The organism is Nocardia sp. NPDC050713, from assembly GCF_040654315.1.
GTDB lineage: Bacteria > Actinomycetota > Actinomycetes > Mycobacteriales > Mycobacteriaceae > Nocardia.
This window is the reverse complement of record NZ_JBFAHS010000003.1, coordinates 1-13,470: the sequence shown is the minus strand read 5'-3', so window position 1 is coordinate 13,470 and position 13,470 is coordinate 1. Positions and strand designations below refer to the sequence as shown.

The 13,470-nt window shown below is 69.3% G+C and carries 16 protein-coding genes; 6 read left to right on the top strand and 10 right to left on the bottom strand.

The features are described 5' to 3' along the window. Positions 1–37: 37 nt before the first annotated feature. From AB0H49_RS06585 to AB0H49_RS06565, 5 genes are all read right to left on the bottom strand, one after another. Positions 38–1,726, bottom strand: a complete 1,689-nt coding sequence (locus AB0H49_RS06585) for an ABC transporter substrate-binding protein (RefSeq protein ID WP_357248023.1) — start codon at positions 1,724–1,726, stop codon at positions 38–40. A 52-nt stretch (positions 1,727–1,778) separates the two neighbouring features. Beyond that, a complete protein-coding gene (secF, locus tag AB0H49_RS06580) occupies positions 1,779–3,011 on the bottom strand; it encodes a protein translocase subunit SecF (RefSeq protein WP_357248020.1) in 1,233 nt (410 codons plus the stop codon). Then, positions 3,008–4,717 (bottom strand): protein translocase subunit SecD, encoded by a 1,710-nt coding sequence (gene secD / locus AB0H49_RS06575; protein WP_354999658.1) that lies wholly within the window; start codon positions 4,715–4,717, stop codon positions 3,008–3,010. The genes secF and secD overlap by 4 nt, the downstream gene beginning before the upstream one ends. Before the next feature lie 103 nt (positions 4,718–4,820). Next, positions 4,821–5,168 (bottom strand): preprotein translocase subunit YajC, encoded by a 348-nt coding sequence (yajC, locus tag AB0H49_RS06570; RefSeq protein ID WP_354999657.1) that lies wholly within the window; start codon positions 5,166–5,168, stop codon positions 4,821–4,823. A 241-nt stretch (positions 5,169–5,409) separates the two neighbouring features. After that, positions 5,410–6,900: an NAD(P)/FAD-dependent oxidoreductase gene (locus AB0H49_RS06565; protein ID WP_354999656.1), complete on the bottom strand. Its 1,491-nt coding sequence runs from the start codon at positions 6,898–6,900 to the stop codon at positions 5,410–5,412. A gap of 147 nt (positions 6,901–7,047) precedes the next feature. Between AB0H49_RS06565 and AB0H49_RS06560 the strand changes: the two genes are divergently transcribed. After that, complete coding sequence (locus AB0H49_RS06560) at positions 7,048–7,629, top strand: TetR/AcrR family transcriptional regulator (RefSeq protein WP_354999873.1); 582 nt, start codon at positions 7,048–7,050, stop codon at positions 7,627–7,629. Between the two features lie 169 nt (positions 7,630–7,798). Then, a complete protein-coding gene (locus AB0H49_RS06555; protein ID WP_354999655.1) occupies positions 7,799–8,365 on the top strand; it encodes a DivIVA domain-containing protein in 567 nt (188 codons plus the stop codon). Positions 8,366–8,383: 18 nt separating this feature from the next. On the opposite strand, the gene AB0H49_RS06550 is transcribed toward AB0H49_RS06555, so the two are convergent. From AB0H49_RS06550 to AB0H49_RS06530, 5 genes are all read right to left on the bottom strand, one after another. After that, entirely contained in the window at positions 8,384–8,899 is a 516-nt protein-coding gene (locus AB0H49_RS06550) for a GtrA family protein (RefSeq protein WP_354999654.1), read from the bottom strand. 96 nt (positions 8,900–8,995) lie between these two features. Then, positions 8,996–10,081: a Holliday junction branch migration DNA helicase RuvB gene (ruvB, locus tag AB0H49_RS06545; protein WP_357248015.1), complete on the bottom strand. Its 1,086-nt coding sequence runs from the start codon at positions 10,079–10,081 to the stop codon at positions 8,996–8,998. Positions 10,082–10,087: 6 nt separating this feature from the next. Then, positions 10,088–10,693, bottom strand: coding sequence for a Holliday junction branch migration protein RuvA (gene ruvA, locus AB0H49_RS06540; protein WP_067779843.1), 606 nt, complete (start codon positions 10,691–10,693; stop codon positions 10,088–10,090). Beyond that, positions 10,690–11,259 (bottom strand): crossover junction endodeoxyribonuclease RuvC, encoded by a 570-nt coding sequence (gene ruvC, locus AB0H49_RS06535; protein ID WP_067779840.1) that lies wholly within the window; start codon positions 11,257–11,259, stop codon positions 10,690–10,692. Before ruvC ends, ruvA begins: the two co-directional genes overlap by 4 nt. 122 nt (positions 11,260–11,381) lie before the next feature. Continuing rightward, the gene (locus tag AB0H49_RS06530) at positions 11,382–11,888 is read right to left on the bottom strand and encodes an O-acetyl-ADP-ribose deacetylase (RefSeq protein ID WP_357248011.1); all 507 of its coding nucleotides are present in this window, start codon (positions 11,886–11,888) and stop codon (positions 11,382–11,384) included. Between the two features lie 75 nt (positions 11,889–11,963). Here AB0H49_RS06530 and AB0H49_RS06525 point away from each other — a divergent pair, with 75 nt between their 5' ends. The 4 genes from AB0H49_RS06525 to AB0H49_RS06510 all read left to right on the top strand — a co-directional run bounded on the left by AB0H49_RS06525 (position 11,964) and on the right by AB0H49_RS06510 (position 13,333). Then, positions 11,964–12,170 carry a DUF5988 family protein gene (locus tag AB0H49_RS06525; protein ID WP_354999650.1) on the top strand — a complete coding sequence of 69 codons (207 nt, stop codon included), beginning with the start codon at positions 11,964–11,966 and terminating at the stop codon, positions 12,168–12,170. A gap of 108 nt (positions 12,171–12,278) precedes the next feature. Then, positions 12,279–12,434: a hypothetical protein gene (locus AB0H49_RS06520; RefSeq protein ID WP_357248008.1), complete on the top strand. Its 156-nt coding sequence runs from the start codon at positions 12,279–12,281 to the stop codon at positions 12,432–12,434. Between the two features lie 33 nt (positions 12,435–12,467). Continuing rightward, a complete protein-coding gene (locus tag AB0H49_RS06515; protein ID WP_354999649.1) occupies positions 12,468–12,830 on the top strand; it encodes a metalloregulator ArsR/SmtB family transcription factor in 363 nt (120 codons plus the stop codon). Continuing rightward, the gene (locus AB0H49_RS06510) at positions 12,827–13,333 is read left to right on the top strand and encodes an SRPBCC family protein (protein WP_357248005.1); all 507 of its coding nucleotides are present in this window, start codon (positions 12,827–12,829) and stop codon (positions 13,331–13,333) included. The genes AB0H49_RS06515 and AB0H49_RS06510 overlap by 4 nt, the downstream gene beginning before the upstream one ends. Positions 13,334–13,470: the final 137 nt, after the last annotated feature.

Sequence of the window (13,470 nt, the reverse complement as noted above, 5' to 3'; positions counted from 1 at the left end):
CGACACCTCTCCATGATCACTCACCCACCAACACCTGTCACCGCCGCAACACCCAGCGGTCCATGTTCCAGCCGGTGCCACCCGAAGTGGGACCGGCCACACCGTTGCGCAGACCGTCGCCGAAAGCGATCGTGCGCGGAGTGGCGAACAGGGGAATGCTCGGCATCTCCGACCACAACAGGTTCTCGGCCTCGGTCAGCAGACCCAGCTGCGCGGCCGAGTTGTCGTCGGCCACAAGCTGATCGGTGATCGCATCGTAGCGGCCATTCCCGAATCGTCCGAAATTGAGTCCGTTGCCGGTGCGCAACGCGCTGGTCGCCGCCACTCCGGTAAGCGAACCGGCCGGGCCGGGCGCGCCCGCTGTGCTCGCCAGCACGGCGTCGACGCGCCCCTCGGCGAGCTGGCCGGGGCGGAAGTCGGGCGCGCCCGCGTCCACCACGCCGATACCCGCGGGTTTGCACGCCTCGGCGATCATCCGCACCGTCTTGGCGCGGCGCTCGTCGGGGGCCAGATAACCGATGCGGATCGTCGGGTTGGCCGCCCGTGCCGAGGCGAGCGTGGCGGTGGCCGCCTGGACGTCGGTGCCGCGGTACCGCTCGGCGGCGCCGGTAGTCGCCGGGTAGAACAGCGAATCCTGCTGCGTAGTACGGGAATTCAGCGGGCCCGCGCCGAGTCCGGTGGTCGGCACGTCGGCGGCCTTGCCCAGCGTGTCGAACAGGGCCTGGCGCGGCACGCAGAGCGCGAAAGCGCGGCGCGCCGCCACCGATCCGAACACGCCGTCGGTAGCCAGCACCAGCTGCTCGGCGCCGCGTCCCGGCACGGTCTTCGCCGAGAAGCCGCCCAGGTCGAGGTCTTTCACCGAGTTCGCGCCCACGTCGACCACGCTCACGGCGTTGTCGGAGACCTTGGTCTTCAGGTCGGCGGTCTTGTCGAACACCACGATGCGCCCGGTCTCGGCCTTGTTGCCCCACCACCGTTCGTTGGCGATCAGCACCAAGCCGTCCTTCGCGCTGAAGGATTCGATCCGGTACGGACCCGAGGACGGGAACCGCGACAGGTCGAGCTTCTCCGCGCCGATCGTCCAGCCGGTGTTCCAGAAGTCGGCCAGCCGCTGCACCGCGCCGAGATCGCCGGACTGCACGGCCGACACCACATTCGGCACGTTGGCCACCCGCGCGGCGATGTGCGCGGGCATCACCTCGCCCGCGGTGAAAAGGTCTCGCCACGGGCCGAACCGCCGGTCCGGACGGAACACCACGGTGGCGTCCTTGGACCCGGGCTGACACTCGACCCGTTCGATGTCCGCGTAGCCCGCGGTGTCGGCGGCGTCGAAGAGCGAGCCGCCGTCGGGCTTGGTGAAGCGCCCGCTGTGCGCGGCCCAGGTCAGCACCAGATCGTCGCAGGAGGTCGGCACACCGTCGGAGTACACGCCGTCGGGGTTGAGCCGGTACTGGATGGTCTGGGACTCGCCGGGCACCTCCTTGGCGGTGCCGACATCGGTGTCGGCGACCTGCTGCCCGTCGGGGCCGGTGTAGAAGAACCCGGTGAGCACGCGCTGGAACACCGCCGCCGAGCCGCTGCTCGCGCCGAGCGTGCTGCCGCCGTTGTAGCTGGCGATCACGGCGTCGACGGCATAGCCGATGGAGGGCACCTGGTTCTGGCCGGAGCACCCGGCCGCCATTCCGGCGGCCAGGGCGCCCGCGGCGACCACTCCGATCAGACGCACCGCAACGCTGCGTGGCTGTCGCATCGAACGAAACCCCCTACCGTTGGTTTGGTCAGTGCCTCTTCTTCTGCTGTCGCTTCCCGGAGGGCCGGGCGCCCGGACGCGGTGACTGGCTGTTCTCCCGGTACCGCCGGGACGGGGCGTCGGGCAGACCGCGACCGGTCGCGGCCACCACGCGCTGTTCGGCGGCCGCGCCCGCCCGCGCGGCAGCGATGCTGGAACGCTTGCTCTGCACCTTCTTGGTGTGCGCTGCCACCGGACCCCAGCGCTCCTTGATCGAGACCAGCAGGGGGGTGGCGAAGAAGATCGACGAGTAGGTGCCGACCAGCAGACCGACCAGCTGCACGAGCGCGAGGTCCTTGAGGGTGCCGACGCCGAGCATCCACACCGCGATCACCATCAGGCCGACGATGGGCAGGATGCCGATGAGCGCGGTGTTGATCGAACGCATCAGCGTCTGGTTCACGGCCAGGTTGGCCTGCTCGCCGTAGGTGCGGCGGCTCAGATGCAGGATGCCCCTGGTGTTCTCCTCGACCTTGTCGAACACGACGACCGAGTCGTAGAGCGAGAAGCCGAGGATCGTCAGGATGCCGATCACCGTCGCGGGGGTGACCTCGAAGCCGACCAGCGAGTACACACCCGCGGTGACCACGACGTCGAAGACCAGCGCGGCAAGCGCGGCGATCGCCATGTCGCGCTCGAAGCGGACGGCGATGTAGATCGACACGATCACCAGGAACACCGCGAGCGCCCGCAGGGCCTTCTCGGTGATCTGGCTGCCCCAGGTCTCGCTGACATCCGAGGTGCTGATCGCGGCCCGGCTCGGGTTGCCGTTCTTGTCGAGGGGCTTGAACTCCTCGAACAGCGCGCCGTTGAGCTTGTCGACCTGCTGCACGTCGAGCGCCTCGGAGCGGATCAGCATCGTCGCGGTCGATCCGGTGCCGACGGTCTGCACGGAGACCGGGTCGGTGCCGATCGCCTCGTGATACACGGCCTCCACCTGGGAGGTGGTGGCTTCGCCCGCGGGGAACTGAATGCGGGAGCCGCCCTCGAAGTCGATGCCGAAGTTGAACCCGCGGAACAGGATGCTGCCCAACGAGATCAGCATGATCACGGCCGTGATCGCGTACCACATGCGCCTGCGGCCGATGACGTCGATCGCGCCGGTTCCGGTGTAGAGCCGGTTGAAGAAGCTGTGCTCGGACGCGCGGTGCCCGTAGGCGTAGTCGTCGAAGGGCCGTTCGGCGTCCTTGCGCAGCGAGGGGCTGGTCTGGCTGTTGGTCATCGCGTCCTCACGCCTTCTGCGACAGCGGCTTCTGCGGCACGGCGCTCCCGCGCGACCTCTTGGATCGCGCCGAGGCCGTTGATCGACGGTTTCGACCAGAACGCACTCCGCGAGGCCAGCAGCACCAGCGGCGCGGTGACCAGGAACACGACCACCACGTCGAGGATGGTGGTGAGGCCGAGGGTGAACGCGAAGCCCTTGACCTGTCCGGCCGCGAGCCAGTACAGCACCGCGGCGGCGAGGAAGCTCACCGCGTTACCGGACAGGATGGTGCGGCGGGCCCGCTGCCAGCCGCGCGGCACCGCCGAACGGAAGCTGCGGCCCTCGCGCATCTCGTCCTTGATGCGTTCGAAGAAGACGACGAACGAGTCCGCGGTCATACCGATACCGATGATCAGACCCGCGATGCCCGCCAAGTCGAGCGTGAAGCCGATCCAGCGGCCGAGCAGCACCATGATGCCGTACACGGCCAGGCCGGAGGCGATCAGCGACAGGCCCGTCAGGAAGCCGAGCATGCGGTAGTAGACGAGGCAGTACAGCAGCACGATGGCCAGACCGATCGCGCCCGCGATGAGACCGGCGCGCAGCGACGAGAGACCGAGGGTCGCCGAGACGGTCTCGGCCTCGGAGGTCTGGAACGACAGCGGCAGCGAACCGTACTTCAGCGTGTTCGCCAGCTCCTTGGAGCTGCTGGCGGTGAACGAGCCCGAGATCTGGGTGGTGCCGCCGAGCTGCGGGCCCGCCTGGACCTGCGGCGCGCTGACCACCTTGGAGTCGAGGGTGAACGCGACGCGCTTGTAGAGGTACTCGCCGGTCAGGTCGGCCCAGGCATCGCTACCGGTCGACTTGAACTCCAGGTCGACCACCCAGCGCGACTGCTGCTGGTCGAGGTTGGCGACCGCGTTCTTGATCTCCTGGCCGTCGATGCGGCTCTTGTCCAGCAGGAAGACCTCGGTGCCGTCCTGCGAGCAGGTGACCAGCGGCAGGTTCGGGTCGTCGTTGCCCGCGAGCGGATCCGCCTTGGCGCAGTCCAGCGCGGCCATCGCGGCCTGCTGGGTAGCCGGGTCGGTGCTCTGCCTGGTCGCCTTGGCCGCCGCGATCTCGCGCTGCGCCTCTTCCTGCGGGGTCAGCGTCGGGTCGGCGGGCTCGGTGGGCGCCTGCGCCGGGAAGACGCGCTGCTGCGGCGCGGGCACTTCTTCGGCGGGCGGCTCCTGGGCGGGCGGCTCCGGCGCGGGCGCCTCGGGGGCGGGCGCCTCCGTCGGGACCTGCTCTCCGGCGGGCGGCACCGGCAGCTGAGCGGGCGGCGTCTGCGGCAGCGTCGCGCCCTTCGGCACGGCCTGCAGCACCGGGCGGATGTAGAGCTTGGCGGTGGTGGCGAGCGCGCGGGCCTGCTGGCCGTCGTCGCCGGGCACCGTGATCACGATGTTGTCGCCCTCGATGGCCACCTCGGAGCCGGAGACGCCGAGACCGTTGACGCGGTTCTCGATGATCTCCTGCGCCTTCTGCAGGCTGTCCTGGCTCGGCTTGCTGCCGTCCGGGGTGCGGGCGGTCAGCGTGACCCGGGTGCCGCCCTGCAGATCGATGCCGAGCTTGGGTGTCGGGGACTTGTCACCGGTGAAGAACACCAACGCATAGATCACGGCCAGTAGCGCGGCGTAGACACCGAGCAACCGGAGCGGATGCGCCGATCCCTGGGAAGGTGGCACAGTTCGTATCTCCTAGGCGGGAAGTCGAGGGTGGATCAGGCGCGCACACGCGTGCGCCGCCGAACGCTACAGCGTCCGGCGCGCGGTCGTGGCGCAGCCGACGTCAGTCCTTGGTCAGCCGGGTCTCGGTCTGCTCCGGCGTTTCCTCGGCGGTGGCCGTGGTCTCGTCGGTACCGGACTCGTCGGCGGTCGCCTCGTCGACGGTGCGGACCTCACGGATCGCCTGGCGCAACCAAGTGGTCACGACGTCCTCGGCGATCTCCAGGTCGACCGTGTCGTCGTCGAGGTCGACAACGGTGCCCCACAGACCCGACGTAGTAGTCACCGCGTCGCCGATCTTCAGGCTTTCCTGCATGGCCGCTACCGACTCGGCCTCCCGCTTCTGGCGGCGGATACCGAGGAACATCGGCACGAGCAGGGCTACCAGTAGCAGCGGAAACAGTAGTTCCATCGTCGAAGTCAGTCCCTGTCTTGTGGGTGGGATGGACAAGTACCACCACAGTCTGCCAGCTGTTGTCGGCACTGCCACACCCGCACACCCTTGACGTGCGCCACTCGTGTCGTCTCGAGCGGCGCGCGGCACGGCCACGGGCGTCCCCCGGCGCGAACGCCACGGCGTGTCGACCACCCGTTCCGGGCACAGCAAAGCCCCGCGACCAGGGGGTTTCCCGGTCGCGGGGCGAACGCGAAGATCAGGCCGACACCCCGTAGACGTAGTCGTCGAGCGGGAAGCTCACCGCTTTGCGGTGCGTGCTGACCGTGCTGTTCGGGCGCAGCAGCGCCGCCTCGCCGTGCTGGTTGAAGTAGTAGCTGCGCGCGCTCGCGCAGTCGCCGCCGTAGAAGACCGAGGCGCCGAGCTTGTCGGTGACGGTGTCCAGGAAGCGGGCGTTGGCCGCCTCGGTCACCTCGAAGGTGGTCTCGCCGCGCCGGAACAGCTCGCCGAAGAGCCTGCCCATGTGCTTCATCTGCGCCTCGATGGTGGTGAAGTAGGACAGACCGCTGTAGGAGTACGGGCTGTTGAGGCTCAGGAAGTTCGGGAACTTCGGCACCGTGATGCCCTCGTAGGCCTGGAAACGGTTGTCCCGCCAGAACTTTCCGAGGTTCACCCCGTCCCGGCCGATGATCTCCACGGCCGGGAAGTTCACGTCCCACAGGTTGAAGCCGGTGGCCAGGATCAGCGTGTCGATCTCGGTCTTGTGCCCGTCGGCGGTGACGATGCCGTCGGCCTCCACGTGGTCGATCGAGTTCGTTTCCAGCCGCACGTGCGGCGCGTTGAAGGTCTTGAAGTAGTGGTTGGAGAAGGTGGGGCGCTTGCAGCCGAAATCGTAGTGCGGGGTGAGCTGCTGCCGGGTGCGCTTGTCGCGAACCTGCGCGCGCAGATGCGCCTTGGCCAGCAGGCCCGCGCCCTTGTTCATCGCTTTGGCCTGCTTGAAGTGCAGCACGCCGACCACCATCAGCGCCTCCAGCAGGGAGGTGTTGACCATCCGCGCCGCCTTCTGGGTGGCGGGCACCTTGGCGAACAGCTTCTGCACCGACGGCGGGATCGGCGCGTCGACCTTGGGCACCACCCAGATCGGGGTGCGCTGGAAGACGGTCAGCGCCGCGGCCTTCTCGGCCACCTCGGGCACCAGCTGGACGGCGGTGGCGCCGGTGCCGATGATCGCGGCGCGGCGGCCGGTCAGATCGAAATCGTCTTCCCACGCGGTGGTGTGGATGATCTTGCCCGCGAACGACTCGATGCCGGGGAACGGCGGCGTGTAGGGCTGCGAGAGGAATCCGGTGGCGGTGAGCAGGTAACGGCCCGTGACGGTTTCACCGCCCGCGATCGAGACCACCCACTGCTGGTTCTCCTCGTCCCAGCGGGCGCCGTCCACCACGGTGCCGAAGCGCATCCTGCGCCGCAGGCCGTACTTGTCGGCGACGTGCTCGGCGTACTTCTTGAGCTCCTTGCCCGGCGCGAACAGCCGCGACCAGTAGGGGTTGGGCTCGAACGAATAGGAGTAGGTCACCGAGGCGATGTCGACCGCGAGGCCCGGGTAGTGGTTGACGTGCCAGGTGCCGCCGAGATCGTTCTCGCGCTCCAGGATCACGTAATTGCTCAATCCGAGCCGGTCGAGCTCGATGCCCGCGCCCATGCCACCGAAACCCGCACCAACCACGACCGCGTCGTACTGAGGCGCCACGTCGAACCTCCAAAGCTGTGAACCAGTTGTCACGGAATGACACATCATTCCGTTTGTGACGACTGTATCATCGTCAGGGTGACGAAGCCATCCACCCGAGCGACCCGGTCGGCGGCCGGAAGTGCGCTCCAGCGACGCAAGGCCGAATTGCGGCAGGAGATCATCGATACGGCGTTCGTCTGCTTCGCCGAGAAGGGCTATCACGCCACCGGCATCGCCGACATCGCCAACCAGCTCGGCATCGGTCACGGCACCTTCTACCGGTACTTCGCCAACAAGCGCGACATCATCGATCACGTCATCGACGACCTGTCGGCGCGCATCATCGACGCGCTCGGCACCCAGAACGCCCCGGACGCTGCGGGCTCACTGGACGAGTACCGCGCCCAGCTGGAGCGCATCGGCACGGCGCTGTCACACATCCTCATCGAGGAGCGACGCATCCCGCAGCTGCTGCTGTTCCACGCCACCGGCATCGACGACGAACTCACCGCCCGGCTCTACGGCCTGCTGGACACGGCCGACGCGCTCACCGCGGGTTACCTGGAGCACGGCGTCGACATGGGTTACCTGCGTGCCGATCTGGACACCGCCAACACCGCGCGCGCGGTGACGGGCATGCTGCTCGCCGCCGTCATCCACGGCATGCGCGACCCGGACGAGGCCGCGACCCAGGGGCTGAACCAGGCGATCCGCCGCCTGCTCATCGACGGCGTGCGGAAGGACTGACGACCCGCCGTGCGAGTCGCCCCCGGCGACTACAGTGTGGGTGCACAAGCCGGCACTGGTTCGCATGGGGGCGTTCGTGTTTGCAAGAGACGTGTTCGCGCGAGACCGCGCGGTCCGAAATACCGGCATTCGACCGGAACCGAGCGGCGACCCTGACACAATGTCGCGGATGATGACCCCCGAGGACGTGAGCCGCATCCATTTCGACATGCCGACATTCGGCCATCGCGGCTATCACGCCGAGGAGGTCGACGCCTTCCTCGAACTGGTCGCCGCCACCCTCGACGGTCACGGCGCACTCACCGCCGACGACATCCGCCACGTCGCCTTCGACGCGCCCCGCTTCGGCGCCCGCGGCTATCAGGCCGACCAGGTCGACGAGTTCCTTGATCGGGTGCGCGCCGAACTCGAACACCGCCAGAACGGCACGCGTCCGCTGCCCGCGGGCGGCAACGGGCCCGGCCCCGCGCCCCTGCTCACTCCCGACGACGTGCACCGGATGCGGTTCACCCAGTCCTCCGTCGGCCGCCGCGGCTACCACGAGGAGGAGGTGGACGCCTTCCTCGACCTGGTGGCCGCCAGCCTCGCGCACGGCGGGCCCGGCAGTCTCACGGTCGCCGACGTGCGCGCGGTCCGCTTCACCGAGGCGCGCCTGGGTACCCGCGGATACCAGCGCGACGAGGTCGACGCCTTCCTGGATCTGGTGGTCACCGCGCTCGAGCACGCGCACCACTGAGGCTGTTCCGACGCCGAATCAGCCCTGGATGCTGTGCAATTCGGCCTCGCGAAGGTCGTCCGGGAAGACGAAGCGGCGCAGCGCCCAGAACCGGAACGCCATGGCCAGCAGCACGCCGAGAATCTGACCGGTGACGAAGTTGGCCACCGCCTGGGTCACCGGTCCGACGTGCGGCACCCGCAGGTCGAGCACGTACAGCGAGATCGCCTGCGGGATCATCGTGACGCCGATGCCGAGCGCGCTCACCGCGAAGAACAGCGCGGCCTCGTGGTGGCGCTGACGGCCGCCCCTGGTGCGGAAGGACCACTCCCGGTTCAGGATGTAGGACGCGATGGTGGCGATCAGCACGCCGAGCAGGCGGGCGGTCAGCGGCTTGTCGCCGAGCACCGTCAGCTTGGTGGCGTACACCACGCCGGTGTCGATGAACCACGTGATCGCGCCGACCGTGGCGAATTTGAGCAGTTCGCGGTGCTCGATCGCCTTGCTGCGATACGGCTCGGGGATGCGGTCGAGCACGGAATGGACCACCGTCATGTCCCGACTCTATCGGCGCTCGCTGAAGCGCGCCGCTCGCGCGGAGCCCGGCATCACTGGAGCAGGGGCATTTACGTGCCGCACGCGAAAGACCGGTCAGTCGAACAGGTCCAGCGTGGGATGCGGTTCGCGGCCGCGCACCTCGATCGAGCCGAACACCAGGTCGGGCGGCGGCACCAAGCCGAGATGCTCCCAGGCCGCGGCCGTCGCGACGCGACCGCGCGGCGTCCGCGCCACCATCCCGGCGCGCACCAGGAACGGCTCGCAGACCTCCTCGACCGTGGCCGCCTCCTCCCCCACCGCGACGGCGAGGGTCGAGACGCCCACCGGTCCGCCGTTGAAGCTGCGGACCAGAGCGCCGAGGACGGCGCGGTCCAGCCGGTCCAGGCCGAGGGAGTCGACGTCGTAGACCTCGAGCGCGGCCTTGGCGATGGGACGGGTGATCAGGCCGTCCGCGCGAACCTCGGCGTAGTCGCGGACCCGGCGCAGCAGCCGGTTCGCGATCCGCGGCGTCCCGCGGGAGCGGCCCGCGATCTCCGCCGCCGCGTCGGTCTCGATGCCTACGCCGAGGATGTGCGCCGAGCGCAGCAGGATGCGCAGCAGTTCGTCGGGTTCGTAGAAATCCATGTGGCCGGTGAAGCCGAAGCGGTCGCGCAGCGGGCCGGTCAGCGCGCCGGACCTGGTGGTGGCCCCGACGAGCGTGAAGGGGGCGATGTCGAGCGGGATCGAGGTCGCGCCGGGCCCCTTGCCGACCACCACGTCGACGCGGAAGTCCTCCATGGCCAGATAGAGCATTTCCTCGGCGGGGCGGGCGATGCGGTGGATCTCATCGATGAACAGCACGTCGCCCTCGACCAGATTGCTCAGCATGGCGGCCAGGTCACCGGCCCGCTCCAGCGCCGGGCCGGAGGTGATGCGCAGCGCGGTGCCGAGTTCGGCGGCGATGATCATCGCCATGCTGGTCTTGCCGAGTCCGGGCGGGCCCGAGAGCAGGACATGGTCGGGAGTGCCGCCGCGCTGTTTGGCGCCGCGCAGCACCAGGGCGAGCTGTTCGCGGACCCGGGGCTGGCCGATGAAATCGTCGAGCGACTTCGGGCGCAGGCTCGCCTCGATCTCCCCGTCGGACTTCAAATAGCTCGCGCTGACCGGGGATTCGGCCGCGTCGGTTTCGTCGTACTCCATCACGGCCTATCGGTTCTTGCCGAGCAGCGAGAGCGCGGCGCGCAGCGCGGTCGAGGTGTCGGCGGCGGGCTGGTCGGCCAGCACGGTGTCCACCGCCTGCTCGGCTTGCTTGGCGGGGAAGCCGAGTCCGGTCAGCGCCTCCACGACCTGTTCGCGGACCGGGGTGAGCACCGGCGCGGGAGCACTGCCGGGCGGGCCCGCCTGCACCGGAACGAGATTCACCTTGTCACGCAGTTCCACCACCATGCGCTCGGCGCCGCGCTTGCCGATGCCGGGCACCCTGGTCAGCGCCGCGACATTGCTCTCGGCCAGCGCCTTGCGCAGCGCCTCCGGCTCGAGCACCGCGAGCACCGCCATGGCCAGGCGTGGGCCGACGCCGGAGACCGTCTGCAGCAGACCGAACAGGTCGCGCGCCTCGGTGTCGGCGAAGCCGTACAGCGTCATCGAGTCCTCGCGCACGATCATCGCCGTGTAGAGGCGGGTTTCCTCGCCGCGCGTCAGGGCGGCCAGTGTCGAGGGGGTCGCGTTGAGCCGGTAGCCGACGCCCGCCGCCTCGACCACCGCGTGGTCGAGCGCGATCTCCAGCACCTCGCCGCGTACCGACGCGATCACCCGCGCACCGCCTTCCGTTGTTCCGCCAGTCGTTCGGTGTAGCGCCGCCGCGCCTCGGCCGCCTTGGCCTCCGCCGCGGCCATCCGCTCCAGCAGCGGCGCCCGCCAACAATGACAGATCGCCAAGGCCAGCGCATCCGCCGCGTCCGCCGGTTTGGGCGCGACTTGGAGGCCGAGGATGCGGGTGACCATCGCGGTCACCTGCGCCTTGTCCGCCGTGCCGTTGCCGGTGACCGCGGCCTTCACCTCGCTCGGCGTGTGAAAGGCCACCGGAATCCCGCGCCGCGCCGCGGCCAGCGCGATGACGCCGCCCGCCTGCGCGGTGCCCATCGCGGTGCGCACATTGTGCTGGGCGAACACTCGCTCGATCGCGACCGCTTCCGGCCGGTGGGTGTCCATCCAGTGTTCGGCGGCGTCGGCGACGCGCATGAGCCGCTGCGCCAGTTCCATGTCCGCGGGGGTGCGCACCACATCGACATCGAGCGCGGTGACCTTGCGACCGAGCCCACCCTCCACGATGCTGAGGCCGCACCGGGTGAGCCCGGGGTCGACGCCCATCACCCGCACGAATTCCCCTCTCGCAGACACGAACAACTGTTCGAGAGTCTAACGGAGCGCTGCGGTCCGGGTCACCAGCGACACGGTCGGGACCCCGTGGACGAGGCCGCCGGACGCGGAGGCGAAGCGCTTTATGCGTGTTCGGCGAAGGCGGCGTAGGCGCGTTCGTCGAAGAGCACGAAGCGCACGGTCCGCACCGCGGTGTCGGCGGCGCGGACGGTCTCGACCGCGATGCGCGCGCCGTCCTCGATCGGCCAGCCGTAGATGCCCGTGGAGATGGCCGGGAAGGCGACGGTCTGCGCGCCGAGTTCGTCGGCGACCCGGAGGGATTCGCGATAGCAGGAGGCCAGCAGCTCGGAACGGTCCTCGGTGGCCGACCAGACCGGGCCGACGGTGTGCACCACCCAGCGCGCGGGCAGCCTGCCCGCCGTGGTGGCCACCGCCTGACCGGTGGACAGGCCCTTGCCATAGTGGGAAGCGCGTAGGTCGCGACACTCGGACAGGATCTCGGGACCGCCTTTGCGGTGGATGGCGCCGTCGACTCCCCCGCCGCCGAGCAACGAGGAGTTGGCGGCGTTCACCACCGCGTCGACCGCCTGCTCGGTGATGTCGCCGCGCACGAACTCGATACGGACCATGCCGGGAATTCTTCCTCGCCCGACGGTCCGGCGAAAATACCGAGGTAGCGGCGGCGCCGGAACTACCATCGGACGATGAGCAACGGTGCGAAAGCCATCCTCGAAGGCGGGCCGGCGGACTTGCCGGAGCGGATCGTTCCCATCACTCCGCCGGGGATCGAGCTGAAAATCCCCTTCAAGGGCGGCTACGAACACTTCAAGGTCACCCAGCGCCAGGCCGACACCGAGTCGGGTCGCCTGACCGTCTACGAGTGGTGTGACCGCACGAAGATCGCCGAATAGCCCGAGGGCGATCCCTCCCGTGGGCGATCCTCGTATCGGTCGCCCGCGGGTACCGCACGATCGCCTGCGGCGCGCGTCGGTGACCGTCTGCGCACCCGACGAATCGGCATGCGACCGTTGACATTCCACCACCACGCCGGACCGGACGCGGACTCGCTCTCGCGCGCGACGATCGACTCGCGAGCAAGTGGCATGCGTCTGCTCGAACTCGACGACCGGATCCGCCGCATCGGCCCCAACTCTGAGATCCCCATTTCGCCGTAGACAAACGCGTAACCAAGTGGTTACGCTTTTCGCGTGGACGAGGTGGCCGCGGCGATCGCCGACCCGGTGCGCAGGGAAATCCTGGAGATGCTGCACAACGGCAGGCTGACCGCGGGCGAGATCGCCGAGCGGTTCGAGATCAGCAGGCCCGCGGTGAGCAGGCACCTGCGGGTGCTGCGCGAGAGCGGGCTGGTGCGGGACGAACCGATCGGCCGACAGCGCTTCTACGCGCTGAACGCCGAACCGCTCGCGGAACTGGCCGGTTGGCTCGCGCGGTTCGAGCGGCCCGCGGGCTGGGCACAGCGCCTCGACGCACTGGAAACCGAGATCTACCGCACCCGCCGGGAGCGCAGGCAGCCTCCCGAGAATCGCACGACGAGGGAGAACACGGCATGACCAAGCAACCCACCGGACGCCTGCTGCCCGCCGCGCAAGGGCGCGATCTCGTCCTGACCAGGACCTATCGCGCCCCCATCGCGGATGTGTGGGCGAGCCTCACCGAATCGGACCGCACCGCGCGCTGGTTCGGCCCGTGGAAGGGCGAGGCGGGACCGGGCCGCACCGTGCAGGTGCAGATGGTCCACGAAGACGAGCAGCCGTGGATGGAGATGACCATCGACGCCTGCGAACCGCCGCACCGGCTGGCTGTCTCCGCGATCGACGAGTACGGATCCTGGATTCTCGACGTGCGGCTGACCGAGACCGACGGCGTCACCGAACTGCGCTTCACCCACCACCTGCGCACCGACGACGAGATCGCGCAGGCCCCGCAGGTCGGGCCGGGCTGGGAGTACTACCTGGACCTGTTCGGCACCGCGCGGGACGGCGCCGAACCGCCGAACTTCGACGACTACTACCCGCCGATGGCCGACTACTACCGCGAGCAGCTCGGCGCCTGACCCGGAAACGACGGCGAGCCCCCGGCCAGGTGCGGGGGGGGCCGCGGGGCAGCGAACTATTGCACCGGCGCGGGGGCCACCTGGGGGGGGTGCACGGTGGGGTAGTCGTTGAGGGAGGGGGCGCGGGGCCCGAGCGC

Excerpts from the sequence above, each read along its gene's own strand:
- secF (WP_357248020.1), bottom strand. The coding sequence starts at position 3,011 with ATGACCAACAGCCAGACCAGCCCCTCGCTGCGCAAGGACGCCGAACGG.
- yajC (WP_354999657.1), bottom strand. The coding sequence starts at position 5,168 with ATGGAACTACTGTTTCCGCTGCTACTGGTAGCCCTGCTCGTGCCGATG.
- AB0H49_RS06555 (WP_354999655.1), top strand. The coding sequence starts at position 7,799 with ATGATGACCCCCGAGGACGTGAGCCGCATCCATTTCGACATGCCGACA.
- AB0H49_RS06550 (WP_354999654.1), bottom strand. The coding sequence starts at position 8,899 with ATGACGGTGGTCCATTCCGTGCTCGACCGCATCCCCGAGCCGTATCGC.
- ruvB (WP_357248015.1), bottom strand. The coding sequence starts at position 10,081 with ATGGAGTACGACGAAACCGACGCGGCCGAATCCCCGGTCAGCGCGAGC.
- AB0H49_RS06530 (WP_357248011.1), bottom strand. The coding sequence starts at position 11,888 with ATGGTCCGTATCGAGTTCGTGCGCGGCGACATCACCGAGCAGGCGGTC.
- AB0H49_RS06525 (WP_354999650.1), top strand. The coding sequence starts at position 11,964 with ATGAGCAACGGTGCGAAAGCCATCCTCGAAGGCGGGCCGGCGGACTTG.
- AB0H49_RS06520 (WP_357248008.1), top strand. The coding sequence starts at position 12,279 with ATGCGACCGTTGACATTCCACCACCACGCCGGACCGGACGCGGACTCG.
- AB0H49_RS06510 (WP_357248005.1), top strand. The coding sequence starts at position 12,827 with ATGACCAAGCAACCCACCGGACGCCTGCTGCCCGCCGCGCAAGGGCGC.